A 21,800-nucleotide genomic window follows, 5' to 3' on the forward strand; every position below is an offset into this window, starting at 1 on the left:
TTTTAATTCCTCACAATTTGCTTAAGGGGCAGTGACGCTATCCATGGCCTGATGGGTCATAATCGCCATCAAGCGGGCAAGTTCTTCACGCAACTGTCGTCGATCTAACACCATATCGATCGCTCCTTTCTGTTGCAAAAACTCTGAGCGTTGAAAACCCTCTGGCAACTTTTCGCGAACAGTTTGCTCAATCACGCGAGGCCCAGCAAAGCCGATCAGCGCTTTGGGTTCGCCAATGACGACATCACCCATAAAAGCAAAGCTCGCTGACACTCCACCCATTGTCGGATCAGTCAGTACGCTGATAAATGGCAACTTGGCCTCAGACAAACGCGTCAGCATTGCATTGGTTTTAGCCATCTGCATCAATGAAAACAAACTCTCCTGCATACGCGCGCCACCGGAAGCAGCTACGCAGATAAACGGGACTTTATTTTTGATCGCAGCCTGAACGCCTTGAACAAAGCGCTCGCCCACAACGGATCCCATTGAGCCTCCCATAAACTCAAACTCAAAGCAGGCCAACACGCACGGCACGCTTCGGATTGCACCGCTGACCACCACGAGAGCATCGGTTTCGCCAGTCTGGCGAACTGCCTCTTGCACTCGTTCTGGGTACTTACGGGAATCTTTAAACTTTAAGGGGTCCATTGAACGCGTGTTGGAACCAATTTCCACACGACCTTCAATATCGAGAAGTGACTCGATGCGCGCACGCGAGCCAATTCGCATATGGTGATCACATTTGGGACAAACATGCAGGTTGGCAGCCAAGTCCTCGTTGTAGAGCACAGACTCGCAGGATGGGCACTTAACCCAAATACCTTCTGGCACACGCTTTGTTGCGGCGTCTTGAGCAGGTGCCTTGTTGATGCGGGGGGGAAGTAGCTTACCGAGCCAACTCATTTCGCTTGCTCCGTTTGACGCGCAACATCAATCGCCTGACGAATGCCCGCGAGCCAGCCTGCACCAGCTTCGATCGCAGCCTGTGACTGTTGATCCTTGGGTAAACCTGCACACGCTTTTGTCATCGTATCGATCAACTTACTACCGATTACCACTGCGTCAGCGACCAAACTAATGCTCTGGGCGCTTTGTGCATCACTGATACCAAAACCCACACCAACCGGCAAGGCAACATGCTTTCGAATACCCTTTAGACGCATCGCGACATCAGCTGTATCAAGATGACCAGCGCCGGTCACGCCATTGAGAGAAACATAATAAACATAGCCTCGGGCGATCTTGCCAACCGCCTGAATACGCGCATCAGTCGATGTCGGTGCCAACAAGAAAATCGGTGCAATGTGGTGCTTGTTGAGCAAGCCAACAAAGTCATCGATTTCTTCGGGCGGGTAATCAACCGTTAACAGTCCATCCACACCCGCTTGTTCAGCTTGTTCGGCAAACGCTTGTTGCCCAATGTTTTCGATTGGATTGGCATAACCCATTAACACAATCGGTGTGACCTGATCCTGTTTGCGAAACTCGGCAACCATCCCCAGTACGTGCTTGAGTCCAATGCCTTGCGCAATCGCATGTTCTGCGGCGCGTTGAATCACTGGGCCATCAGCCATTGGATCAGAAAAAGGAATACCGAGTTCGATCACATCAGCACCGGCCTTGACCAAGGCATGCATCAAGGGCACCGTAGACTCAGGCAAGGGATTGCCCGCTGCGATGTAAGGTATCAGCGCCGCCCGTTGCTGTTTGGCAGCACGTTCAAATGCTGCGGCGATGCGATCTGTATGTTGAGCCATATTTATCTTAAAACCTTTAAAACTTTAGAGCACGATGCCCGCACGCTGAGCGACCGTATTGATATCCTTGTCGCCACGTCCTGAAAGATTGACCAAGATGACTTGATCCTTTGACAAAGTGGGGGCAAGCTTGGCGGCATATGCTAAGGCGTGTGACGTCTCTAGCGCAGGAATAATGCCTTCGATCTGACAGCAATGATGGAAGCTCGCCAGAGCTTCGTCATCTGTCACGCTGACATAAGACGCACGACCGCTGTCCTTGAGCCAGGCATGCTCGGGGCCAACACCGGGATAATCCAGTCCAGCCGATACTGAGTGTGTCTCAGCGACCTGACCATTTTCATCCTGCAATACATACGTGCGATTGCCATGCAGCACACCCACTCGCCCAGCGGTCAGTGAAGCGGAGTGCTTGCCAGTTTCGACGCCCTCACCTGCAGCTTCGACGCCCACCAGTTTGGTATTTTCAAATGGAATATAGGGATGAAAAATACCCATCGCATTTGAACCGCCGCCCACGCAAGCCAATACATAATCAGGCTGACGACCGGCATACAACGGCATTTGCTCAATGGACTCTTGGCCAATGACTGAGTGAAAGTTGCGAACCATCATCGGATAGGGATGTGGTCCCGCCACGGTTCCAATGATGTAAAACGTATCGTCCACATTGGTCACCCAGTCACGCATGGCCTCATTGAGAGCGTCCTTGAGCGTCTTGGAGCCAGATTCGACTGGCACAACGGTCGCACCCAAAAGCTTCATGCGAAACACATTGGGTGATTGACGCTTAACGTCTTCGCTACCCATGTAAACCACACATTCCATGCCGTAGCGCGCGCAGACAGTTGCTGTCGCCACACCATGCTGACCCGCGCCAGTCTCGGCGATGATACGGCGCTTGCCCATGCGGCGGGCAAGCAAGGCCTGGCCGAGACTGTTATTAATCTTGTGAGCACCCGTATGATTCAAGTCTTCGCGCTTGAACCAGATCTGTGCTCCACCGAGCTCTTCAGACCAACGACGCGCATGATAGACAGGAGTCGGGCGCCCAACAAAATGCTTGAGCTCGTACTCAAACTCAGCCAGGAATTCGGGGTCGTTGCGATATTTGTCATAAGACAAACGCAACTCCTCAATCGCCTGCATGAGGGTTTCTGCTGCAAATACACCGCCGTAAGGACCAAAATGCCCTTTGGCATCGGGAAAGTCATAGGGTTTCAAGACCGGATCTCCAGATCAGACCGAGCTACACCGGCAACAATATGCCAAGTGTGTGAAGCATTCTAAAGATCTGATTTTACCAGTGTGTCACAGGAAAAACTGCTGACAATCCCTCAATTGAGGCTTCCATCATTCCTCAAGCACTCAAGCACCCGGCGATCGTCTCTCTGCAGTTAAAACACCACCAACTTCTCGTAATGCAACCAAAGCACGCTGCAACTCGCCGCCATCACGAATTTCTACAGTAAATGACATGTAGGCCATCGAAGCTTTACTGTGCGTATTGACGCCCACAACATTGAGACGCAGTCTGGCAAAGACCTCGGACAAGTCCCGCAACAACCCAGCGCGGTCCTGAGCCTGGACATAGAGATCCACTGGAAAAAGCGCTTGTGCTTCGGCCTGACCCCAGGCGACGTCAATGACGCGCTCGGGCTGTCGGACCTTTAATGCAACAAAACTCGTGCAATCGGCGCGATGAATCGAGACGCCCCGCCCTCGGGTGACAAATCCTGATATTTCATCGGGTGGCGCAGGTCGACAGCATCTCGCCAACTGCGTCAAAAGAGAATCAACACCCACCACCAATACGCCGCTTTTTCCACCCAGGCCGCCGCGCTCGGCGCGCGAAGCGTGGACGATCATTGACTCAATGCTAGGCTCAACCTCTGTTGCCACGGGCTGAAACACTGCGTCAATCTGACGCAAACTAAACTCCTCTTTGGCCGCTGCAACATACAAATCATCAGCTTGAGCAAAGCCAAGCTGCTGAGCCAACTGCTCGAGGTTGATCGCAGTCTTGCCGAGGCGTTGTAGTTCCTTTTCAACGAGAGCCTGGCCTTGCGTGATCCGCTGTTGTAATTCAATCGCGTTAAACCAGGCGCGCACCTTAGCTCGGGCCCGCGGACTCGCTAAAAAACCAAGCTGAGGATTGAGCCAGTCACGCGAAGGCCCCCCTGATTTCGTGGTCACAATTTCGACCGTCTGCCCCGTATGCAATTGGGTCTGAAGAGGCACTAACTGACCATCGATGCGTGCGCCACGACAACGATGACCCAAATCCGTATGCAAATGATAAGCAAAATCAACAGGCGTTGCACCCGCTGGAAGCTCCACCACACGCGCCTGGGGTGACAAGACGTAAATACGCTCCTCAGTCGGTTTTGCCATCCGTCCAGCGGAACGCCTCTCTGAAACAGTGCCCGACGCCAGGGTGGTCGCTGTCGCCGTTCCCATGCCACCGCCTGGCTGCTGAGCGGCCTCGGTGTTCCATGCCAGCAACTGTCGCATCCATGCAAGCTGTCGATCATCTTGTTCGGTCGATACTGCATTTCCTGACGCTCCCGCGCGGGGACTCTCTTTGTAGCGCCAGTGCGCAGCCATTCCTAGCTCCGCAAACTCATGCATGCCGCGTGTACGAATCTGAACTTCAAAGGGACGGCCATCCGCATCGGCCACGACGGTGTGCAGAGAGCGATACCCGTTAGGTTTTGGGCGAGAAATATAATCATCGAACTCATCGGCCATAGGCACCCAAAGCTCGTGCACCAGCCCAAGCGCGTTGTAGCAGTCGCGTTCCGTTTGGACAATGATCCGCATCGCGCGAACGTCAAAGAGCGCACTGAAATCGAGACTTTTTTGTCGCATCTTGTTATGGATGCTGTAGATATGCTTGGGCCGGCCGGTCACATCGGCAGCGATGCCCATTTTTTGCAATGCTGCGGTCAACTGCGCAACTGTTTCAGTGATGAACTGCTCTCGTTCAGCACGCTTCTCTTCAAGCAAGCCGGCAATTTCTTTGTAACGCACGGGATCCGTGAAACGAAAAGCCAGATCCTCCATTTCCCACTTGATTTGCCAAATCCCCAGACGATTAGCCAAGGGCGTGTACAAATCAAGCGTTTCTCGCGCCAAGGAAGGACGACAAGGAATTTTTGCACTTGCATGCCAACGTAACGTTTGCAAGCGAGAAGCCAATCTAAGCAAAACAATACGCAAATCAGCCGCCATGGCCAACAACATTTTGCGCAACATTTCTTTTTGTATCGGCGCATCATCCGCACCATCGCTTGCACCGCTGGCAATCCCACTCAAACGCAGCAACTCGCGCGTGCCTTGAACCAACCGCGCAATTTCAGAGCCGAACTGCTCTTTGATGGCATCTAATTGTCGGCCTTGACTCAACTCAGGCTGTGAAACCTCTAAAGTCGCCACTAACAATGCCGCAGTCCGTGTAGCAGGATCTGCCTGCATATCCGACAAAATTTTGGCAGAACCCAGCGCATGATCGAACAATCGCTCGCCTGTTGGCGTGCAATGATCGCCCAGAGCCTGCATCGACCACTGTATTGCTCGACGCAACAAAGCCTCATCGTCTTCGTTCATGCCGACGATGAGGGCTGCTAATTCTGATTGTTGCTCAGGCGACACCAAGTTTTCAAACTGAAAAAAGTGTTTCGACTTATACAGCAGCCGTCACAACGATTTCAACTTTGTAATCAGGACCTGCCAAACGCGCTTCAATCGTGGCGCGGGGTGGTGTGTGACCTGCGGGAACCCAAGCCTCGTAGGCCACGTTCATACCGTCATACTCAGCGATGTTGGCCACAAAAACTTGAGCCATCAAGATGCGTGTTTTATCCGTACCCGCCTCAGCGAGCAAGGCGTCGATCGCAGCCAGCACTTGGGCAGTCTGACCTGTGACGTCTTGAGTTGTATCGGTCGCCACTTGACCAGCTAAATAGGCCACGCCGTTATAAACCGCCATATCGGAGAGTCGTTTGCCTACGTTTACGCGTTTGATGTTGCTCATTACTTTTCCTTAAATAATAAATGGCGCTGTCAGCACCAAGAGTGGGACAAATCAGGCTGGTGGAAGTTCAAAGACTTGCCTGAGATACGCCAGATAAGCTTTGTCGTCGCACATGGTTTTTTCTGGTGCGTCAGAGACTTTGGCGACCGGCTGACCATTACAGCGCACCATTTTCATGACAATCTGCAATGGCTCATGGCCTAAATCATTCGTCAAATTTGTGCCGATACCGAAAGCTGTTTTGCAACGTCCGGCAAAACGGCGCGTTAACTCTATCGCGCGTGGAAATGTTAACGCATCTGAAAAAATCAAGGTTTTGGTACGTGGATCCACGCGGTTAGTTTTGTAGTGCGCGATCATGCGCTCGCCCCAGTCAAACGGGTCGCCCGAATCGTGACGCGCGCCATCAAAGAGTTTGCAAAAATACATATCAAAATCGCGTAAGAAAGCAGCCACACCATACACATCTGACAAGGCGATCCCGAGGTCACCGCGATATTCTTTGGCCCACACATCCAAGGCAAAAACTTGCGAATCACGCAGACGCGGACCGAGCGCTTGGCAAGCCTGCAGATACTCGTGTGCCATCGTGCCAAGTGGCAGTACGCCATGGCGCATGGCAAACCAGACGTTGCTGGTACCAGCAAAATGCTTACCCATTTGGGCTTTCATCGTGACGACAACTTCTTCGTGCCATTCGCGCGAAAAACGCCTTCTTGTTCCGTACTCAGCGACTCTGAAATCATCCAGGTCTGTGGCCTCCAGGACCAACTTCATTTTGGTCTGAAGTCGCTCCCGCCCCTCTTGCCAGTCAGGATTCGTGCAGGTTCGACGAAAGTACACCTCGTTCACAATCGCCAAAACAGGGATTTCAAACAAAATAGTATGTAGCCAGGAACCTTTGACCTGGATGTCAATTTCCCCCGGCAATATTCCTTCTGTGACTGTGATGCACTTTTCAGGCAAGTGAAACAATCCTAAAAAGTCGATGAAGTCACTTTTGATAAAACGTAAGCCACCCAGATACGACAGTTCATCTTCGCTAAAACGTAACTGACACAAGCTGTGGATTTCAGCCCGGATCTCATCTAAATAGGGCTGCAAATTGACCCCAGGAGTTCGGCATTTGTACCGATACTCGACCTGGGCGGCAGGAAAATGGTGCAACACCACCTGCATCATGGTGAATTTGTACAGATCAGTGTCCAGCAGGGATTTGATAATCATGGGCTGTTATTTGGAATTTTTTTGAACATTAGCACAGCCAACCCACTTCATAGGGGTATCCCGAACACTCGACGTCGCTTTGGGTAAAATATGCTTATCTAATTTGTACTTTGGTGGAGCACATGACGCACGTCGTGACCGAAAACTGTATTAAATGCAAGTTCACAGACTGTGTGGACGTTTGTCCCGTTGACTGTTTTCGCGAAGGCCCTAATTTTTTAGTGATCGATCCTGACGAATGCATCGACTGCGCGGTCTGCATCCCCGAATGCCCCGCCAACGCAATTTTTGCCGAAGAAGACGTCCCCCAGGACCAGATGAAGTTCATTGCTCTCAATGCTGAACTTTCGCCTGTCTTTCAAAGTATCAGCCGCTCTAAAAAGCCTCTTGAGGACGCGGACAACTGGAACGGCATGTCCGACAAGCTCAAACTTCTCGAGCGTTAAGCGTGTCGCGCTACACCCAACAAACCGTGGTGTCTAAAACCAGCTGGCTGACAGACAAGTTATTTTCTGTCACGGTGACGCGCGACCCGGATTTTTCCTTTTTGCCTGGTCAATTTGCCCGCTTGGGGCTCTGTGTGGGCGATCAAGAGGCCTTACAAGCCGATGCGCCCCCCTCTCCCAATGAATGGCGCGCTTACTCAATGGTTTCTCGGCCTGATGCCAATGAACTTGAGTTTTATTCTGTGGTCGTACCAGACGGTAAATTCAGCCCAGCTCTCGCGCGACTACAGGTCGGCGAACCGCTCTGGATCGACAAAACGGTCTTCGGCTTTTTGACGCTTGAGCGCTTTGTCGATGGAGAAGATCTCTGGCTCGTCGCAACCGGCACAGGCCTGTCTGCCTACCTCTCGATGCTGCGAGACCCTGGCACATGGACACGCTTCAAGCGCATCATTCTGCTTCATGGCGTGCGCCATGCCACTGAGCTCGCCTACCAGGACGAACTTATCGCGCTCACGCAACGTTCAGCCGACCAAGGCGCCCAGTTTATCTATCTACCTGTGACTTCTCAGGAATCGCTTACCTGCGACTTATCCCCGTCTATTCAGCCACAATGGCTAAATGCTGCGCGGCTGACCACTTTGTTAGTTGATGGCGAACTAGAGCAGCGCGTGGGCGTAGCACTTGAGCCCGTCCGATCCCGGATCATGCTGTGCGGCAACCCCGCGATGGTGACGGAGATGCGTGGTCTCTTGTCTGAGCGCGGCTTTGCTCCCGGCAGGCGAGGTGTCGCGGGCAATCTGGCTGTTGAAAACTACTGGTAAACCCTTGTTTGCGTGGTGGTTTTGCGACATTTTGCTGCAGCACAGCAATTCATACCCTATCAGTCTCACTTGTCGCTCAATTTAGGGTGGATAATGCATTTTCTTGTGACCTTTATTGGAATGACGCATGCTTTATCAATTGCATGAAATGCATCGGGCCATGATGTCGCCTCTTGCTCACTTCACCGAAGTCGGGTCCAAACTATTTTCCCACCCTGCCAGTCCGCTCGCCTATTCGCCGATCGCCAGGCAGATGGCCGCAAGCTATGAGCTCATTCATCGCATCGGCAAAAAATACGAAAAGCCTGAATGGGGCTTGCCCACCACGGAAGTCAACGGCAAAATCGTTGCCGTCAACCAAGAGGTTGTGTACGCAAAACCCTTTTGTAATCTGATCTATTTCAAACGTGATATTTCAGAAAAAGTCCGTCAAGCGACGCCCAAAATCCTAGTGGTTGCCCCCATGTCCGGCCACCATGCCACGCTGTTGCGCGACACGGTACGCGCACTCATCGCCGACCACGAAGTCTACGTCACTGACTGGATCGACGCACGCATGGTCCCGCTGTCCGATGGCGCTTTCACGTTGAATGACTATGTGCGTTACGTGCAGGATTTTGTCCGCCAACTCGGTCCCGACGTGCACGTGATGTCGGTGTGCCAGCCTACTGTCCCAGCGCTTGCGGCAATTTCTCTCATGGCAACCAACAAAGACCCTTGCCTGCCACGCAGCATGGTCATGATGGGTGGCCCGATTGATCCACGTTGCTCACCGACTCAGGTGAACCGTCTGGCAACGACCAAGCCTTTTGAATGGTTTGAGGAAAAGCTGATCCACACCGTTCCCGCCCAATATCCTGGGGCGGGTCGTCGCGTGTATCCCGGCTTTTTACAGCATGCTGGCTTCTTGTCGATGAATCCAGACCGTCATCTCAAATCACACTACGACTTTTATCTGGACCTCTTGCGAGGTGACGATGAAGACGCTGAGATGCATCGTCGTTTTTACAACGAATACAACGCAGTCCTGGACATGTCGGCTGATTTTTACCTCGACACGATTCGTGTGGTCTTCCAAGATTTCGATCTGCCGAATGGCACTTGGGAAATTGATGGCCAAATTGTGCGACCCGCCGATATCAAATCCGTTGCATTGTTTACGATTGAAGGCGAGCTTGACGACATCTCTGGCGAAGGCCAGACACGTGCGGCACAAACCCTTTGCTCAGGCATCCCAGCTAAACGCAAGCAACATTACACCGCGCCCGAATGTGGTCATTACGGTATTTTTTCGGGTCGCCGTTGGCGCACGACAATTTGTCCACAAATTGCGGAATTTATTCGTCGAGTCTAATGCTGGCTGAACGTATCAATCGTTTGCTTCCGCAAACACAATGCACAAAATGCGGGTTTGATGGCTGCGCGCCTTATGCACGCGCCATCGCCGAGGACGCAGCCCCGATTAATCGCTGCCCACCGGGTGGTGAGGAAGGCATCGCTGCGCTCGCACAACTCCTCAATCGGCCCATCATTGCGCTAGATACGGATTGTGGCTTGCACGTTCCACTGCAAGTCGCGGTGATTGACGAGCAATACTGCATTGGATGCACCCTCTGTATTCAGGCTTGTCCAGTGGATGCCATTCTTGGCGCCTCAAAAGTCATGCACACCGTCTTATCCGATGACTGTACAGGTTGCGACTTATGCGTGGCGCCCTGCCCAGTAGATTGCATCGAAATGGTCAATGTTGAACCCTCCCGAGAGTGGACGCGCAATGATGCGGACTTGGCGCGTGTGAAATACGAGCGCAGACAACTCCGCCTCAACAAGACACCCGCAAGCTTGAGGACCAGCGAAAATACGGATATTCCCGAGGCCACCTCGGCTCAGACTGAGCAACCGGCCCCGTCGCCAAGCACGGTCGCAGAAAAACAAACAGCCGTCCAAGCCGCACTCGCGCGCGCGCGTGCGCGCCGCAGTACCACTGCCTCATGAATCCACAGAAACGTCGAGAAATATTTACTCGCCTGCGTGCAGCGAATCCGTCACCCACGACTGAGCTTGAGTACAAGAGTGACTTTCAACTGCTGATCGCTGTTTTGCTTTCAGCCCAAACAACAGACAAAGCCGTCAATATCGCAACGCGCAAGTTTTTCCCCCGCTACGGGACGCCCAAGGCACTCTATGCCCTTGGCGAGGAAAAACTGATGGACTACATCAAAACGATTGGCCTCTATAAAAACAAAGCAAAGAACGCGATCGCGACGTGCGGTATTTTGCTTGAGCAACATGGCGGTAAAGTGCCTCAGACACGCGAGGCCCTCGAAGCGCTGCCAGGCGTGGGGCGTAAAACCGCCAACGTTGTACTCAATACTGCGTTTGGTCAACCGACTATTGCCGTCGACACGCACATTTTCAGGGTCTCTAATCGAACCAAAATCGCACCTGGCAAAGATGTCGTGGCAGTTGAAAAAGGGCTGGAAAAATTTGTGGCAGACGAGTTCAAACTCGATGTCCACCACTGGTTGATTTTGCACGGTCGATACATTTGCGTGGCACGAACGCCCAAATGCCCTCAATGCGGCATTTCTGACCTCTGCGAGTACTCCAAAAAAACCAAGGGTTAACACCCTAAGGCAAACCCGCATTGAGTATTACAGCTGATCTACGCCATACTTAGTGATCAAATGTTAAATAATGTGGGTAGGTGGCTGTATGCAAGACATTATTCTTGAGACACAAAAGCTCACCAAAGAATTCCGCGGGTTTATTGCGGTCAACGATGTCTCTCTCCGAGTCCAGCGTGGTCAGATTCATGCCTTAATTGGTCCCAATGGCGCTGGAAAAACGACTTGTTTTAACTTGCTCACCAAATTTTTAACGCCAACACGCGGCCATATTCTCTTTAACGGCACGGACATCACGCGCGACTCCCCTGCGCACATCGCACGCAGAGGCATCATTCGTTCGTTTCAAATCTCTGCCGTATTTCCACATTTATCCGTCCTTGAAAATGTTCGCATTGGCCTACAACGTGAGACGGGTCTGTCCTTTCATTTCTGGCAAAGCGACAAGCGTTTAAATGCCTTAAACGAGCGTGCAAGGGAGCTACTGGAACAAGTTGATCTCAGCGCGTTTGCGGATGAGATGACTGTCAACCTTCCCTATGGGCGTAAGCGAGCGCTTGAGATTGCCACCACGCTCGCGATGGAACCTGAACTCATGCTTCTGGACGAACCCACTCAAGGTATGGGTCATGAGGATGTTGATCGCGTGACGCAACTCATCAAGCGTGTCAGCGTAGGCCGCACCATTTTGATGGTGGAACACAACATGAACGTTGTGTCTTCGATCGCCGACACCATCACCGTTCTCGCGCGTGGATCAGTCTTGGCCGAAGGTAACTATGCCCACGTCTCAAAAGATCCCGCCGTGATGGAAGCCTATATGGGCACCACCGAGGGCGAACTCGAGGGAGCACACGGATGAGCAATTGCGCACTTGAAATTAACAATCTGCACGCTTGGTACGGTGAGTCTCACATCCTGCATGGCGTCAACTTAACCGTCAACAAAGGCGAAGTAGTCACCTTGCTTGGGCGCAATGGTGCGGGGCGAACCACAACGCTGCGAGCAATCCTCGGTTTAACCGGCTCACGCAAAGGCTCCGTGCGTATCCACGGCCAAGAAGCCATCGATATGCCTACCTTCAAAATCGCCCATCTTGGCATTGGATACTGTCCAGAAGAGCGCGGTATTTTTGCCAGTTTGTCCTGCGAAGAAAACCTGCTGTTACCCCCACCCGTAGGTGTACCCGGCGGCGGGATGTCATTGGCTGAGATTTACGAAATGTTCCCCAACCTCTTGGAGCGCCGACACTCGCCTGGCACGCGTCTGTCGGGAGGGGAGCAACAGATGCTTGCAGTGGCTCGCATTTTACGGACAGGCGCCAATCTACTTTTACTCGACGAGATTTCTGAGGGCTTGGCGCCCGTCATTGTTCAAGCGCTCGCGCGGATGATCAAGATGCTCAAAGCCAAGGGTTACACCATTGTCATGGTCGAACAAAACTTCCGCTTTGCCGCTCCGCTGGCAGATCGTTTTTATGTCATGGAACACGGACAAATCGTCGAACACTTTGATGCGAAAGAGCTCAAAGAAAAACAATCCGTGTTAACCGAACTGTTAGGCGTTTGAAGCAGTTTGACGCTCAACAATATCAATCACTAATGCATGACATACTTTTTAAAACAAGAATATTTTCAAGCAGCGAACCCCAGGAGAATTACATGAAACTTCGTACCTTAAGCGCTTCGTTGATGATGGCAGGCCTCGGACTCGTCGGCCACACCGCCCAAGCAAGCGTCTCTGACAACGTCATCCGAATCGGTTTTCTGACCGATATGGCTAGCGTTTATTCTGATATCGATGGCGCAGGCGGCGTCGAAGCTGCTCGCATGGCTATTGCCGACGCAGGCGGAGAGATCAACGGCAAAAAAATTGAACTCGTCTTCGCTGATCACCAGAACAAAGCGGACGTTGCCGCCGCTCGTGCGCGCGAATGGTTTGATCAACAAAAAATCGACATGCTGATTGGCGGCACAAACTCTGGCGTCAACCTGGCTTTGGCGGGCATCGCCGCTGAAAAGAAGAAGCCCTTCATGGCAATTGGTGCGGCAGCGTCGGACCTGACAGGCTCACAATGTACGCCCTACACTGTTCACTGGGCCTATGACACGGTCGCGCTCGCGCGCGGCACAGGCTCTGCCGTCGTGAAAGCTGGCGGCAAAAGCTGGTACTTTTTGACGGCTGACTATGCCTTTGGCCATGCACTTGAGCGAGACACAGCCAAGGTCGTCAAAGAAGCAGGCGGCGAAGTAAAAGGTCAAGTACGCGCACCGCTGAACTCCTCAGACTTCTCTTCATTCCTACTGCAAGCACAAAGCTCCAAAGCACAAATTTTGGGTCTCGCAAATGCGGGGGGTGACACGATCAACTCGATCAAAGCCGCAAACGAGTTTGGTATTGGCAAAACAATGAAGCTGGCTGGTTTGTTGATTTTTATTAACGACATCCACTCACTTGGTTTACAGGCCACTCAAGGCATGCAATTCACTGACGGTTGGTATTGGGATCAAAACGAAGAAACCCGTGCCTGGTCCAAGAAATTTGAAGCACGTGTCAAGCGTAAGCCATCGATGATTCAAGCCGGGGACTACTCCGCCGTGTCGTTTTATCTGAATGCTGTCAAAGCAACCGGTAGCGATGATGGTGATACTGTCATGAAGTGGATGAAGTCCAACAAAGTCAATGATATGTTCGCCAAAAACGGCTACGTCCGCGAAGATGGTCGTATGGTGCACGACATGTTCTTGATGGAAGTCAAAAAGCCGAGCGAGTCCAAAGGACCCTGGGACTACTACAAGCAAATCGCAGTATTGCCAGGTGAAGAGGTGTTCACCAAGTTATCCGAATCCACGTGCAAACTCGTCAAGAAATAATCAGACTTTGCCCCTGTTGCACGTTGTGCACGGGGGCATTTCAGCTGTTCTGACAATTGGCTTGATGAAGTAGGCAGACGATGATCACTATTTTTGGCATTCCCTTGCAAGCGTTTCTGGGTCAGCTTTTGCTGGGCTTAGTCAACGGCTCCTTCTACGCCATTTTGTCGCTGGGCCTAGCCGTGATTTTCGGCTTACTCAACGTCATTAATTTCGCACATGGTGCCCTGTACATGCTGGGTGCTTTTCTTGCCTGGATGGGCCTGAATTACTTGGGCTTGAATTATTGGGTCATGTTGATCGTTGCCCCTATTTTGGTTGGCCTCTTCGGCATCCTGATTGAAAAGTTTCTTTTAAAACACCTCTACAAGCTTGATCACCTGTATGGCCTGTTATTGACCTTTGGTATCACGCTGCTGATCGAGGGGTTGTTCCGCAGTTTCTATGGCGCCTCAGGCCAGCCATACTCCGCACCAGAAGCGCTGCGAGGAGCCACGAACCTAGGTTTTATGATTCTGCCAAACTATCGTGCTTGGGTCGTTGTCGCCTCGCTGACGGTTTGCCTCATCACTTGGTTTGTCATTGAACGCACGCGGCTAGGGGCATTGTTGCGTGCCGGTACAGAAAATCCTCGGCTCGTAGAAGCCTTTGGCGTCAATGTGCCACTCATGATCACCTTGACTTATGGCTTTGGCGTCGCCTTGGCAGGATTTGCAGGCGTGTTGGCCGCTCCCATTATTCAAGTTTCACCGCTAATGGGATCGAACCTGATTATTGTCGTGTTCGCCGTTGTGGTGATTGGTGGAATGGGCTCCATACTTGGGGCCATCGTCACAGGTCTTGGCCTCGGCGTGATCGAGGGGCTGACTAAAGTCTTTTGGCCCGAGGCATCAAGCACGGTAGTGTTCATCATTATGGCGATTGTCTTATTGATTCGCCCAGCCGGTTTGTTTGGAAAAGAAAAATGAATCGTCAGAATCTCGGCTATCTTATTGCGCTGATCCTATTGGCAGCGATACCTTTAACGGGTATCTATCCCGTCTTTGTCATGAAGATCATGTGCTACGCGCTGTTTGCCTGCGCGTTTAACTTGCTGCTAGGCTTTACAGGCCTGCTCTCCTTTGGTCACGCAGCCTTCTTGGGAAGTGCCGCCTACGCCTCGGGGCATGCGATCAAGCTCTGGGGCTTTCCAACGGAAGTGGGACTTGCCTTTGGCGTGCTCGTGGCCGGCGTACTTGGACTCGCAATGGGTGCAATCGCCATTCGCCGCAGCGGGATCTATTTTGCAATGATCACCTTGGCCTTGTCACAGATGGTGTATTTCTTTTTCTTGCAGGCCAAATTCACGGGCGGCGAGGATGGTCTTCAAGGCGTACCTAGAGGTACGTTATTTGGTTTGATCGATTTAAAAAATGACCTCAATCTCTATTATGTCGTGATGGGCATTTTTGTCTTGGGCTTTTTCATCATATGGCGTACCGTGCACTCCCCTTTCGGACAAGTCCTCAAAGCCATTCGTGAAAATGAAGCGCGGGCGACTTCGCTTGGTTACGACGTCGATCGCTTCAAACTGTTGGCCTTTGTTTTATCAGCCATGCTGGCAGGTCTTGCAGGCTCAACCAAGATGTTGATTTTTGTTTCTGCAACACTGACTGACGCGACGTGGCAAATGTCAGGGCTCGTGATTTTAATGACGCTGATTGGCGGACTCGGCACACTCATTGGTCCTGTCATCGGCGCATTTATCGTGGTCTTGCTGGAAAACAAAGTGGGCGAGTTAGGCGCGATGCTCACAGGCTGGACCGGAATCGAATGGTTTCAACGACTAGGCGAATCTGTCTCAATTGTGATCGGACTGATTTTCGTGATCTGCGTCTTGGCATTCCGCCGTGGAATCGTGGGCGAGTTTGGTGCCTGGCTTGAGCGCCGCAAAGCGCTCAAGCAAACTTAAACGAGCGCTAAACGTCGCACACGCTGTGCGACGATGCCCGCGATCAGCGCTTTCAGCAAGTCGCCGGGAATAAATACTGCGATCGCCCAAGCCGCTTTGGTTAAGCCCATGCCTGTGACGATACCGAGCCAGGGGATGCCAGCGGCATAGACGACCAACATTCCACCCACAACACTCGCGATCCAACAGCGAAAGACTTGGGGCGCCGCAGCAGACCATCCCTGCTGCCCGCCTGCCGAACTATTAGTCTTAGGGCGCCCAGCCAAAAAGCCCGTGACGACCGCGCCAGGAATCATCCCCAACAAAAAACCTCCAGTTGGACCGGCCAAGACCGCGAGTCCTGCTCGGCCGCCTGGCAACACTGGGATTCCGATCATCGCGATCAATACATAAGTCAACACTACCAGCCCGCCCCGCCAAGGGCCCAGTATCAAACCAGCCAGCATCACACCAAAGGTTTGCAAGGTCACGGGAACGGGCACCCAAGGAACTGGCACAGGCGGAATCAAGCCAAGCACAATAATCATCGCGGTAAAAAGTGCAACCAGCACGAGGTCTTTAGTATTCTGCATCAATATCCCAATTTTTTTGAAACGATTGCCCCAACATCAGGACTCGAATGCCTGGCGGTCGAACTATTGCCTCGCATCCAGTGCCTCAGCAATCTCCTGTGCCCGCTTGAGGGTGCGCAACAACATCGGTACGCCCATTGTAAGAGGGTTGGCTTTTAAGCCGCGTGCGGCCTGCGCCTCGCGGATTTCATGCCATTGCAAACTGAGCTCGGGAATGAGTCGCAATGTCAGCCCAAAGACAAGCGCTACGCGTTCGCTGTTAACCCAACCCAGCGCAGCAAGGGGCTGCAGCAACCAGATCAAGACCTCCATCATTTTGGCGATCGAGGTCGTCATGGACACTAACAAAGCCGCCAGCAATAAGACACTCATGCGCAAGCCCACCACTAACGCTGCCATGGGTGACTGAACCAACGCGGTAAAGGCCATGAGCGCCAATACTAACCAACTTAAGCCACGAATATGCCGCCATAGTTGCGAGCTGCTTACGCCAGACTGCTGTAGCAACAGCAGTACGACACACATGAGCACGGCAAGGATGTACCAGTCATGCACCCACATCAAGCCGGCCCCCGCCACCATCAGCCACGCCAGCTTTTGACCTGCCGACATTTGGTGCAACCAACTATCACCTGGAAAATAAAAGGAACCCATCAGCTGCAATGCGCCCGATACCAAGAGGTCGCCTCAACAGGTGCGCCATCAAAAGCAAGCCGGCCGTCTTTGAGGACGAGCACACGATCCATGGTCTCCATTAACGCCAGATCATGACTGACAATGACTGCCGATTGAGTCAAGGACGTCAAATGTTGCTCAAAGCGATTACGCAGACGCAAATCAAGCTGGGTGGTTGGCTCGTCAAACACCAAGATCTCTGGCTGCGTCGCCAGCACGCCCGCGAGCGCAACGAGCTGTCTCTCGCCCCCCGACAACGTGTGTATCAAGCGCTCCTGAAGATGCAGCACACCAAGCTGGCTGAGAGCCTCTTGCGCGCGTTGCCGCCTGAGCGTTGGCTCAGGCACGCGTCGTTTGAGACCAAATTCGATATCCTCACTCACAAGCGGAAAGACAATCTGGTTATCAGGGTTTTGAAATACAAAACCGACCTTCCTGCGTATCTTTTCAGCATCCGTGCGAGTATCGAGACCATCGACACAAATTTGTCCCGTTTTTGGGATCAATAAGCCATTGATCAGACGAATAAAGGTACTCTTGCCCGAGCCGTTTGGACCAATGATCCCAATCCGACGCTCAGACAGGCTTAAGCTCAGATCTGTCAAAGTTTGACGACCTTCGCGTTCGACAAAGATATTTTTAAACTCGATTAACATGGTGATCGATTATGCATGAGAACTTTTTCTAAAACTCTCACTCCAAGTAAAGTATGTCAAAAATTAATAAAACTGAAGCTGAATGGAAAGCCCAGCTTTCCGCCGACGAATACTACGTTGCCCGTCAAAAAGGCACGGAACGTGCGTTTACGGGACGCTACTGGGATCACCGCGAATATGGCATTTATCGCTGCGTAGGCTGCGGGACTGCCCTATTTGCTTCAGATACGAAGTTTGATGCGGGTTGCGGTTGGCCGAGCTATTTTGAGCCACTCAACCCTGAAAACGTCAAAGAAGAGACCGATATGTCTCACGGCATGGTGCGTACCGAAGTGATGTGCAATGTCTGCGATAGTCATTTAGGACACGTGTTCCCAGATGGCCCGCCTCCTACTGGCCTGCGCTACTGCATCAATTCTCTTTCCCTGACGTTCGAGCCAGTCAAACCATGAAAAAATTCCTCTTCGACCTGTTTCCGCTCATTTTATTTTTTGTTGCCTACCGATTTGCGGATATTTATGTCGCAACGGCCGTTGCCATTGCCGCAGCCGTTTTACAAATCCTTTGGATCAAACTCACTGGCAAACCCATTGAAACCATGCACTGGGTGAACTTTGCCGTGATTGTTTTTTTTGGTGGCGCAACACTGTGGCTTCAAAACGAAGCCTTTATCAAATGGAAACCCACAGTCCTGTACTGGCTGTTCGGTGCGGTATTGCTTGTCAGCAAATATCTCATGGGTCGCAACCTCATGCAAAAATTGTTGGGTGAAAAAGTCTCCATGCCCGATAGCGCTTGGGGCAAACTCAACCTGAGCTGGGCCCTTTTTTTTCTTGCTGCAGGGGGGCTCAATTTATTTGTCGCCTTTTCTGGTCTCTTTTCAGAAAGTCAGTGGGTCAACTTCAAGGTCTTTGGCTTGATGGCCTTACTAATAGTCTTTGTGATCGCTCAGTCCATCTGGCTCGGCAAGCACATGCAGCAAGATGAGCCCAAAGAGGCTTTGGCTGGGTCTGAGTCCAAGGAAAACAAACAATGAGCGACACCATCAATCCGCACCTGACTTTGCTGCGTGAGCGTCTCGCCCCACTCAAGGCGCTCGAGCTCGATATCGTCGACGAATCCCATCTCCATGCCGGTCATTCGGGCAACCCGGGCAATGCCAGTCATTTCCGTGCCACGATCGTGGCCGAATGTTTTAACAACCATCCGATGATTGCGCAACATCGGCTGGTGTATGATCTTTTGCGCGATTTAATCCCACACCCGATTCATGCGCTTGCGCTGACAACTCGGGCGCCCTCCAAAGGAAATTCATGAAACGTATCGTTATGCTCGCCGCCGCACTCGTGTTGGTTGCACCTCTTCATGCTCAGAACGTTGCCACCGTGAATGGCAAAGCAATTACCCAGGCGAACGTCGATCAGTTTGTAAAGCTGTTGGTGGCACGTGGTGCGACCGATTCTCCAGAAATGCGCGACCAGATCAAGCAAGAGCTGATCAACCGTCAGGTGATGGTGCAGGCCGCTGATGCAGCAGGAATCCCCAAGGATCCTACTGTCGCTATTGAGCTCGAATTGGCGCGTCAGGGCATTTTGGTACAAGCCTTGATGGCTGACTACCTCAAAAAGAATCCCATCACTGAAGAAGCTGTGAAAGCTGAATACGAAAAACTCAAAAAGGCTGAAGCCGACAAGTTTGAGTACAACGTTCGCCACATCTTGGTCGAAGACGAAAAGACTGCTAACGACATTCAGGACAAGCTCAAGAATAAGTCTGCAAAATTCGAAGACTTAGCCAAACAGTCCAAAGACACTGGAAGTGCTGCCAAAGGTGGCGATCTGGGTTGGGCGCCTGAAACAAACTATGTCGAGCCCTTTGCCAAGGCCGTAGCTGCCACCAAAAAAGGTCAGTTGGCCGACAAGCCTGTCCAATCACAGTTCGGCTGGCACGTCATTGAAGTGATGGACATTCGTCCTGTCGAGTTCCCACCACTAGATCAGGTTCGCAAAGAACTCGAGCAAATGATGCGTGAACAAGCACTTGCAGCCTATCAGGCTCAACTGCGCGGCAAAGCCAAGATCCAGTAATTACTGGATCGACTGCGAGGCCTCAAGCAATGCCTTGAGGCCTGCTTCATCTAAAATCGCGACACCAAGTACAGTCGCTTTTTCCAGCTTACTTCCCGCTTCTTCGCCCGCGACAACATAAGACGTTTTGCGCGAAACAGAGCCACTCACCTTTCCCCCTGCAGCAATAATTTGGCTCGATGCCTCTTCACGCGACCAGGTCGGCAAGGTTCCTGTCAACACAAACGTTTTGCCTGCGAGTCCGGCGCTTCGCTGCATTTCAGGCGCCTGAGGCTCAACACCCTGCTCTCGCAGCGCCCGAACAACCTCTTGATTATGTGGCTCTGCGAAAAATCTTGCAATCGATCCCGCCACGACAGGTCCCACGTCAGGAACATTTAAAAGCGCTTCTGGCTGAGCCTGTATCAACGCCTCAATCGAACCGAAATGCAGCGCCAAATCGCGGGCAGTTGTCTCGCCCACATGGCGGATACCTAAAGCAAAAATCAAACGATTGAGCTGTGGACGCTTTGCTTGGGCAATCGCCTCAATCAAGTTTTCAGCTGATTTTTGACCCATCCGGTCGTATTCAGCAAGCTCTTCTACGCGTAAGGTATACAACTCAGCCAAAGAGTGAATACGGCCGCGGTCAACCAGTTGCTCAACCAGTTTTTCACCTAAGCCCTCGATATCAAGCGCCTTTCGACCTGCAGCATGAATCAAACTTTGTTTACGCTGGGCTGGACAAAACAATCCACCTGTACAACGCGCAATCGCCTCATCCTCTACTTTCTCAATCGCTGAGCCACACACAGGACAAGCTGTTGGCATGATAAAAGAGGCGGCAAAAATCGGGCGCTGAGCCAGAACAGGACCCACAACCTCAGGAATCACATCACCCGCGCGACGAACGATGACGGTGTCGCCTATGCGTACATCCTTGCGTAATATTTCTGTCTCATTATGAAGTGTGGCATTCGTGACCGTCACGCCTCCCACAAAAACCGGGGCGAGACGCGCCACAGGCGTGATTGCTCCCGTACGTCCAACCTGCACCTCAATATCCAACAATTCTGTTGTGGCCTCTTGGGCGGGGAACTTATGCGCGATGGCAAAGCGCGGTGCTCTTGCCACAAAACCTAACACCCGCTGGGCAGTCAAATCATCGACCTTGTAGACCACGCCATCAATGTCATAAGGCAGCTTTGCACGTCGCGCACCTACTTCCGCATAGAACTTAAGCAGCTGATCCGCACCACGCGCCAAAACGTGTTGAGAGGTATTGACGGGTAAACCCAACCGCTCTAACCAGTCCAGCATATCGCTATGACGGGGCCTCTGCACGGAGCCAATATCTCCCCAGCCATAAGCAAAAAAACTTAAGGTTCTTTGTGCAGTGATGCGAGAGTCGAGTTGACGCAAACTCCCTGCGGCTGCATTACGCGGATTAACAAAGATCTTGTCGCCACGCGCTTGTTGCGCGATATTTAGACGATCAAAATCGGCGAGGTTCATAAAGACCTCCCCACGGACCTCTAGCACCTCAGGAATATCTTGAGCAGCCCCTGTCAACTTGAGTGGAATAGACTTGATCGTTCGGATGTTCATGGTGACATCCTCACCCGTCTGCCCATCTCCACGTGTCGCCGCTTGCACCAATAGTCCACGCTCATAGCGCAAGCTGATGGCAAGTCCATCGAGCTTTAATTCGCAAAAATAAGAAACTTCTTCCGAGGGAGATAGCTTGCCCGCCGCGCGCAACGTGTCAGAGACGCGCTTATCAAAGGCACGTACTTCAGTGTCCTCGAAGGCGTTGCCCAGCGAAAGCATAGGAACACTATGTGTCACACTTCCAAATGTAGCGAGAGGTGAAGCGCCAACGCGTTGCGTAGGCGAGTCCGACGTGATGAGTTCAGGGTGTGCTGTTTCAAGTGCTTGCAATTCAAGCATCAGCGTGTCGTACTGCGCATCACTGACAACCGGCGTATCGTGCACATAATACGCTTGGTTGTGTCGCTCAATCTCACTACGCAACCAGCTCAAGCGCTCGATGACCGAGTCCAACGCATCCATTCTTAAAGACCTGT

Annotated in this window: 24 protein-coding genes; 14 read left to right on the forward strand and 10 right to left on the reverse strand. The window is 52.1% G+C overall.

Annotated features, from left to right (window positions below; genetic code table 11):
• Positions 1 to 21: 21 nt before the first annotated feature.
• The 6 genes from accD to pncB all read right to left on the reverse strand — a co-directional run bounded on the left by accD (position 22) and on the right by pncB (position 7,023).
• Complete coding sequence (gene accD / locus WBJ47_RS09045) at positions 22 to 906, reverse strand: acetyl-CoA carboxylase, carboxyltransferase subunit beta (protein WP_422243912.1); 885 nt, start codon at positions 904 to 906, stop codon at positions 22 to 24.
• Entirely contained in the window at positions 903 to 1,760 is an 858-nt protein-coding gene (trpA, locus tag WBJ47_RS09050; protein WP_422243913.1) for a tryptophan synthase subunit alpha, read from the reverse strand. Before trpA ends, accD begins: the two co-directional genes overlap by 4 nt.
• A 24-nt stretch (positions 1,761 to 1,784) precedes the next feature.
• Complete coding sequence (trpB, locus tag WBJ47_RS09055; protein WP_422243914.1) at positions 1,785 to 2,984, reverse strand: tryptophan synthase subunit beta; 1,200 nt, start codon at positions 2,982 to 2,984, stop codon at positions 1,785 to 1,787.
• A gap of 144 nt (positions 2,985 to 3,128) precedes the next feature.
• A complete protein-coding gene (locus WBJ47_RS09060) occupies positions 3,129 to 5,369 on the reverse strand; it encodes a RelA/SpoT family protein (RefSeq protein WP_422243923.1) in 2,241 nt (746 codons plus the stop codon).
• A gap of 76 nt (positions 5,370 to 5,445) precedes the next feature.
• Positions 5,446 to 5,796 (reverse strand): RidA family protein, encoded by a 351-nt coding sequence (locus WBJ47_RS09065; RefSeq protein ID WP_422243915.1) that lies wholly within the window; start codon positions 5,794 to 5,796, stop codon positions 5,446 to 5,448.
• Between the two features lie 51 nt (positions 5,797 to 5,847).
• Positions 5,848 to 7,023: a nicotinate phosphoribosyltransferase gene (pncB, locus tag WBJ47_RS09070; protein ID WP_422243916.1), complete on the reverse strand. Its 1,176-nt coding sequence runs from the start codon at positions 7,021 to 7,023 to the stop codon at positions 5,848 to 5,850.
• A gap of 122 nt (positions 7,024 to 7,145) precedes the next feature.
• Here pncB and fdxA point away from each other — a divergent pair, with 122 nt between their 5' ends.
• The 10 genes from fdxA to WBJ47_RS09120 all read left to right on the forward strand — a co-directional run bounded on the left by fdxA (position 7,146) and on the right by WBJ47_RS09120 (position 15,744).
• Complete coding sequence (gene fdxA, locus WBJ47_RS09075; protein ID WP_422243917.1) at positions 7,146 to 7,469, forward strand: ferredoxin FdxA; 324 nt, start codon at positions 7,146 to 7,148, stop codon at positions 7,467 to 7,469.
• 2 nt (positions 7,470 to 7,471) lie between these two features.
• A complete protein-coding gene (locus WBJ47_RS09080) occupies positions 7,472 to 8,293 on the forward strand; it encodes a ferredoxin--NADP reductase (RefSeq protein ID WP_422243918.1) in 822 nt (273 codons plus the stop codon).
• A 127-nt stretch (positions 8,294 to 8,420) separates the two neighbouring features.
• On the forward strand, positions 8,421 to 9,647 hold the full coding sequence (locus WBJ47_RS09085; protein WP_422243919.1) for a polyhydroxyalkanoate depolymerase: 1,227 nt from the start codon (positions 8,421 to 8,423) through the stop codon (positions 9,645 to 9,647).
• Positions 9,647 to 10,288, forward strand: a complete 642-nt coding sequence (locus tag WBJ47_RS09090; protein ID WP_422243920.1) for an RnfABCDGE type electron transport complex subunit B — start codon at positions 9,647 to 9,649, stop codon at positions 10,286 to 10,288. Before WBJ47_RS09085 ends, WBJ47_RS09090 begins: the two co-directional genes overlap by 1 nt.
• A complete protein-coding gene (gene nth / locus WBJ47_RS09095) occupies positions 10,285 to 10,920 on the forward strand; it encodes an endonuclease III (protein ID WP_422243921.1) in 636 nt (211 codons plus the stop codon). Before WBJ47_RS09090 ends, nth begins: the two co-directional genes overlap by 4 nt.
• 88 nt (positions 10,921 to 11,008) lie before the next feature.
• A complete protein-coding gene (locus WBJ47_RS09100) occupies positions 11,009 to 11,782 on the forward strand; it encodes an ABC transporter ATP-binding protein (RefSeq protein ID WP_424585351.1) in 774 nt (257 codons plus the stop codon).
• Positions 11,779 to 12,489: an ABC transporter ATP-binding protein gene (locus WBJ47_RS09105; RefSeq protein ID WP_422243431.1), complete on the forward strand. Its 711-nt coding sequence runs from the start codon at positions 11,779 to 11,781 to the stop codon at positions 12,487 to 12,489. The genes WBJ47_RS09100 and WBJ47_RS09105 overlap by 4 nt, the downstream gene beginning before the upstream one ends.
• A 92-nt stretch (positions 12,490 to 12,581) precedes the next feature.
• Complete coding sequence (locus WBJ47_RS09110) at positions 12,582 to 13,793, forward strand: ABC transporter substrate-binding protein (RefSeq protein ID WP_422243428.1); 1,212 nt, start codon at positions 12,582 to 12,584, stop codon at positions 13,791 to 13,793.
• Positions 13,794 to 13,873: 80 nt separating this feature from the next.
• On the forward strand, positions 13,874 to 14,761 hold the full coding sequence (locus WBJ47_RS09115; protein ID WP_422243427.1) for a branched-chain amino acid ABC transporter permease: 888 nt from the start codon (positions 13,874 to 13,876) through the stop codon (positions 14,759 to 14,761).
• A complete protein-coding gene (locus WBJ47_RS09120) occupies positions 14,758 to 15,744 on the forward strand; it encodes a branched-chain amino acid ABC transporter permease (RefSeq protein WP_422243426.1) in 987 nt (328 codons plus the stop codon). Before WBJ47_RS09115 ends, WBJ47_RS09120 begins: the two co-directional genes overlap by 4 nt.
• Here WBJ47_RS09120 and WBJ47_RS09125 read toward each other — a convergent pair.
• The 3 genes from WBJ47_RS09125 to WBJ47_RS09135 all read right to left on the reverse strand — a co-directional run bounded on the left by WBJ47_RS09125 (position 15,741) and on the right by WBJ47_RS09135 (position 17,647).
• Positions 15,741 to 16,316, reverse strand: a complete 576-nt coding sequence (locus WBJ47_RS09125) for a biotin transporter BioY (protein WP_422243425.1) — start codon at positions 16,314 to 16,316, stop codon at positions 15,741 to 15,743. The genes WBJ47_RS09120 and WBJ47_RS09125 overlap by 4 nt on opposite strands.
• Positions 16,317 to 16,379: 63 nt before the next feature.
• Positions 16,380 to 16,970 carry an energy-coupling factor transporter transmembrane component T family protein gene (locus WBJ47_RS09130; protein WP_422243424.1) on the reverse strand — a complete coding sequence of 197 codons (591 nt, stop codon included), beginning with the start codon at positions 16,968 to 16,970 and terminating at the stop codon, positions 16,380 to 16,382.
• Positions 16,970 to 17,647, reverse strand: a complete 678-nt coding sequence (locus tag WBJ47_RS09135) for an energy-coupling factor ABC transporter ATP-binding protein (RefSeq protein WP_422243423.1) — start codon at positions 17,645 to 17,647, stop codon at positions 16,970 to 16,972. The genes WBJ47_RS09130 and WBJ47_RS09135 overlap by 1 nt, the downstream gene beginning before the upstream one ends.
• A gap of 53 nt (positions 17,648 to 17,700) precedes the next feature.
• Here WBJ47_RS09135 and msrB point away from each other — a divergent pair, with 53 nt between their 5' ends.
• The 4 genes from msrB to WBJ47_RS09155 are packed head-to-tail and all read left to right on the forward strand — an operon-like array spanning position 17,701 to position 19,734.
• On the forward strand, positions 17,701 to 18,099 hold the full coding sequence (gene msrB, locus WBJ47_RS09140) for a peptide-methionine (R)-S-oxide reductase MsrB (RefSeq protein WP_422243422.1): 399 nt from the start codon (positions 17,701 to 17,703) through the stop codon (positions 18,097 to 18,099).
• A complete protein-coding gene (locus tag WBJ47_RS09145) occupies positions 18,096 to 18,683 on the forward strand; it encodes a septation protein A (protein ID WP_422243421.1) in 588 nt (195 codons plus the stop codon). Before msrB ends, WBJ47_RS09145 begins: the two co-directional genes overlap by 4 nt.
• Entirely contained in the window at positions 18,680 to 18,964 is a 285-nt protein-coding gene (locus WBJ47_RS09150; protein ID WP_422243420.1) for a BolA family protein, read from the forward strand. Before WBJ47_RS09145 ends, WBJ47_RS09150 begins: the two co-directional genes overlap by 4 nt.
• Positions 18,961 to 19,734 (forward strand): peptidylprolyl isomerase, encoded by a 774-nt coding sequence (locus WBJ47_RS09155; protein ID WP_422243419.1) that lies wholly within the window; start codon positions 18,961 to 18,963, stop codon positions 19,732 to 19,734. Before WBJ47_RS09150 ends, WBJ47_RS09155 begins: the two co-directional genes overlap by 4 nt.
• Here the strand turns inward: WBJ47_RS09155 and ligA are convergent, their stop codons facing one another.
• Entirely contained in the window at positions 19,735 to 21,786 is a 2,052-nt protein-coding gene (gene ligA / locus WBJ47_RS09160) for an NAD-dependent DNA ligase LigA (RefSeq protein ID WP_422243418.1), read from the reverse strand.
• Between the last annotated feature and the right edge of the window lie 14 nt (positions 21,787 to 21,800).

Origin of the sequence: Zwartia sp., assembly GCF_049655405.1 — a bacterium.
Lineage (GTDB): Bacteria > Pseudomonadota > Gammaproteobacteria > Burkholderiales > Burkholderiaceae_B > Zwartia.

Excerpts from the sequence above, each read along its gene's own strand:
- accD (WP_422243912.1), bottom strand. The coding sequence starts at position 906 with ATGAGTTGGCTCGGTAAGCTACTTCCCCCCCGCATCAACAAGGCACCT.
- trpA (WP_422243913.1), bottom strand. The coding sequence starts at position 1,760 with ATGGCTCAACATACAGATCGCATCGCCGCAGCATTTGAACGTGCTGCC.
- WBJ47_RS09060 (WP_422243923.1), bottom strand. The coding sequence starts at position 5,369 with ATGAACGAAGACGATGAGGCTTTGTTGCGTCGAGCAATACAGTGGTCG.
- WBJ47_RS09065 (WP_422243915.1), bottom strand. The coding sequence starts at position 5,796 with ATGAGCAACATCAAACGCGTAAACGTAGGCAAACGACTCTCCGATATG.
- pncB (WP_422243916.1), bottom strand. The coding sequence starts at position 7,023 with ATGATTATCAAATCCCTGCTGGACACTGATCTGTACAAATTCACCATG.
- fdxA (WP_422243917.1), top strand. The coding sequence starts at position 7,146 with ATGACGCACGTCGTGACCGAAAACTGTATTAAATGCAAGTTCACAGAC.
- WBJ47_RS09085 (WP_422243919.1), top strand. The coding sequence starts at position 8,421 with ATGCTTTATCAATTGCATGAAATGCATCGGGCCATGATGTCGCCTCTT.
- WBJ47_RS09090 (WP_422243920.1), top strand. The coding sequence starts at position 9,647 with ATGCTGGCTGAACGTATCAATCGTTTGCTTCCGCAAACACAATGCACA.
- nth (WP_422243921.1), top strand. The coding sequence starts at position 10,285 with ATGAATCCACAGAAACGTCGAGAAATATTTACTCGCCTGCGTGCAGCG.
- WBJ47_RS09100 (WP_424585351.1), top strand. The coding sequence starts at position 11,009 with ATGCAAGACATTATTCTTGAGACACAAAAGCTCACCAAAGAATTCCGC.
- WBJ47_RS09105 (WP_422243431.1), top strand. The coding sequence starts at position 11,779 with ATGAGCAATTGCGCACTTGAAATTAACAATCTGCACGCTTGGTACGGT.
- WBJ47_RS09110 (WP_422243428.1), top strand. The coding sequence starts at position 12,582 with ATGAAACTTCGTACCTTAAGCGCTTCGTTGATGATGGCAGGCCTCGGA.
- WBJ47_RS09115 (WP_422243427.1), top strand. The coding sequence starts at position 13,874 with ATGATCACTATTTTTGGCATTCCCTTGCAAGCGTTTCTGGGTCAGCTT.
- WBJ47_RS09120 (WP_422243426.1), top strand. The coding sequence starts at position 14,758 with ATGAATCGTCAGAATCTCGGCTATCTTATTGCGCTGATCCTATTGGCA.
- WBJ47_RS09125 (WP_422243425.1), bottom strand. The coding sequence starts at position 16,316 with ATGCAGAATACTAAAGACCTCGTGCTGGTTGCACTTTTTACCGCGATG.
- WBJ47_RS09130 (WP_422243424.1), bottom strand. The coding sequence starts at position 16,970 with ATGGGTTCCTTTTATTTTCCAGGTGATAGTTGGTTGCACCAAATGTCG.
- WBJ47_RS09135 (WP_422243423.1), bottom strand. The coding sequence starts at position 17,647 with ATGTTAATCGAGTTTAAAAATATCTTTGTCGAACGCGAAGGTCGTCAA.
- msrB (WP_422243422.1), top strand. The coding sequence starts at position 17,701 with ATGTCAAAAATTAATAAAACTGAAGCTGAATGGAAAGCCCAGCTTTCC.
- WBJ47_RS09145 (WP_422243421.1), top strand. The coding sequence starts at position 18,096 with ATGAAAAAATTCCTCTTCGACCTGTTTCCGCTCATTTTATTTTTTGTT.
- WBJ47_RS09150 (WP_422243420.1), top strand. The coding sequence starts at position 18,680 with ATGAGCGACACCATCAATCCGCACCTGACTTTGCTGCGTGAGCGTCTC.
- WBJ47_RS09155 (WP_422243419.1), top strand. The coding sequence starts at position 18,961 with ATGAAACGTATCGTTATGCTCGCCGCCGCACTCGTGTTGGTTGCACCT.
- ligA (WP_422243418.1), bottom strand. The coding sequence starts at position 21,786 with ATGGATGCGTTGGACTCGGTCATCGAGCGCTTGAGCTGGTTGCGTAGT.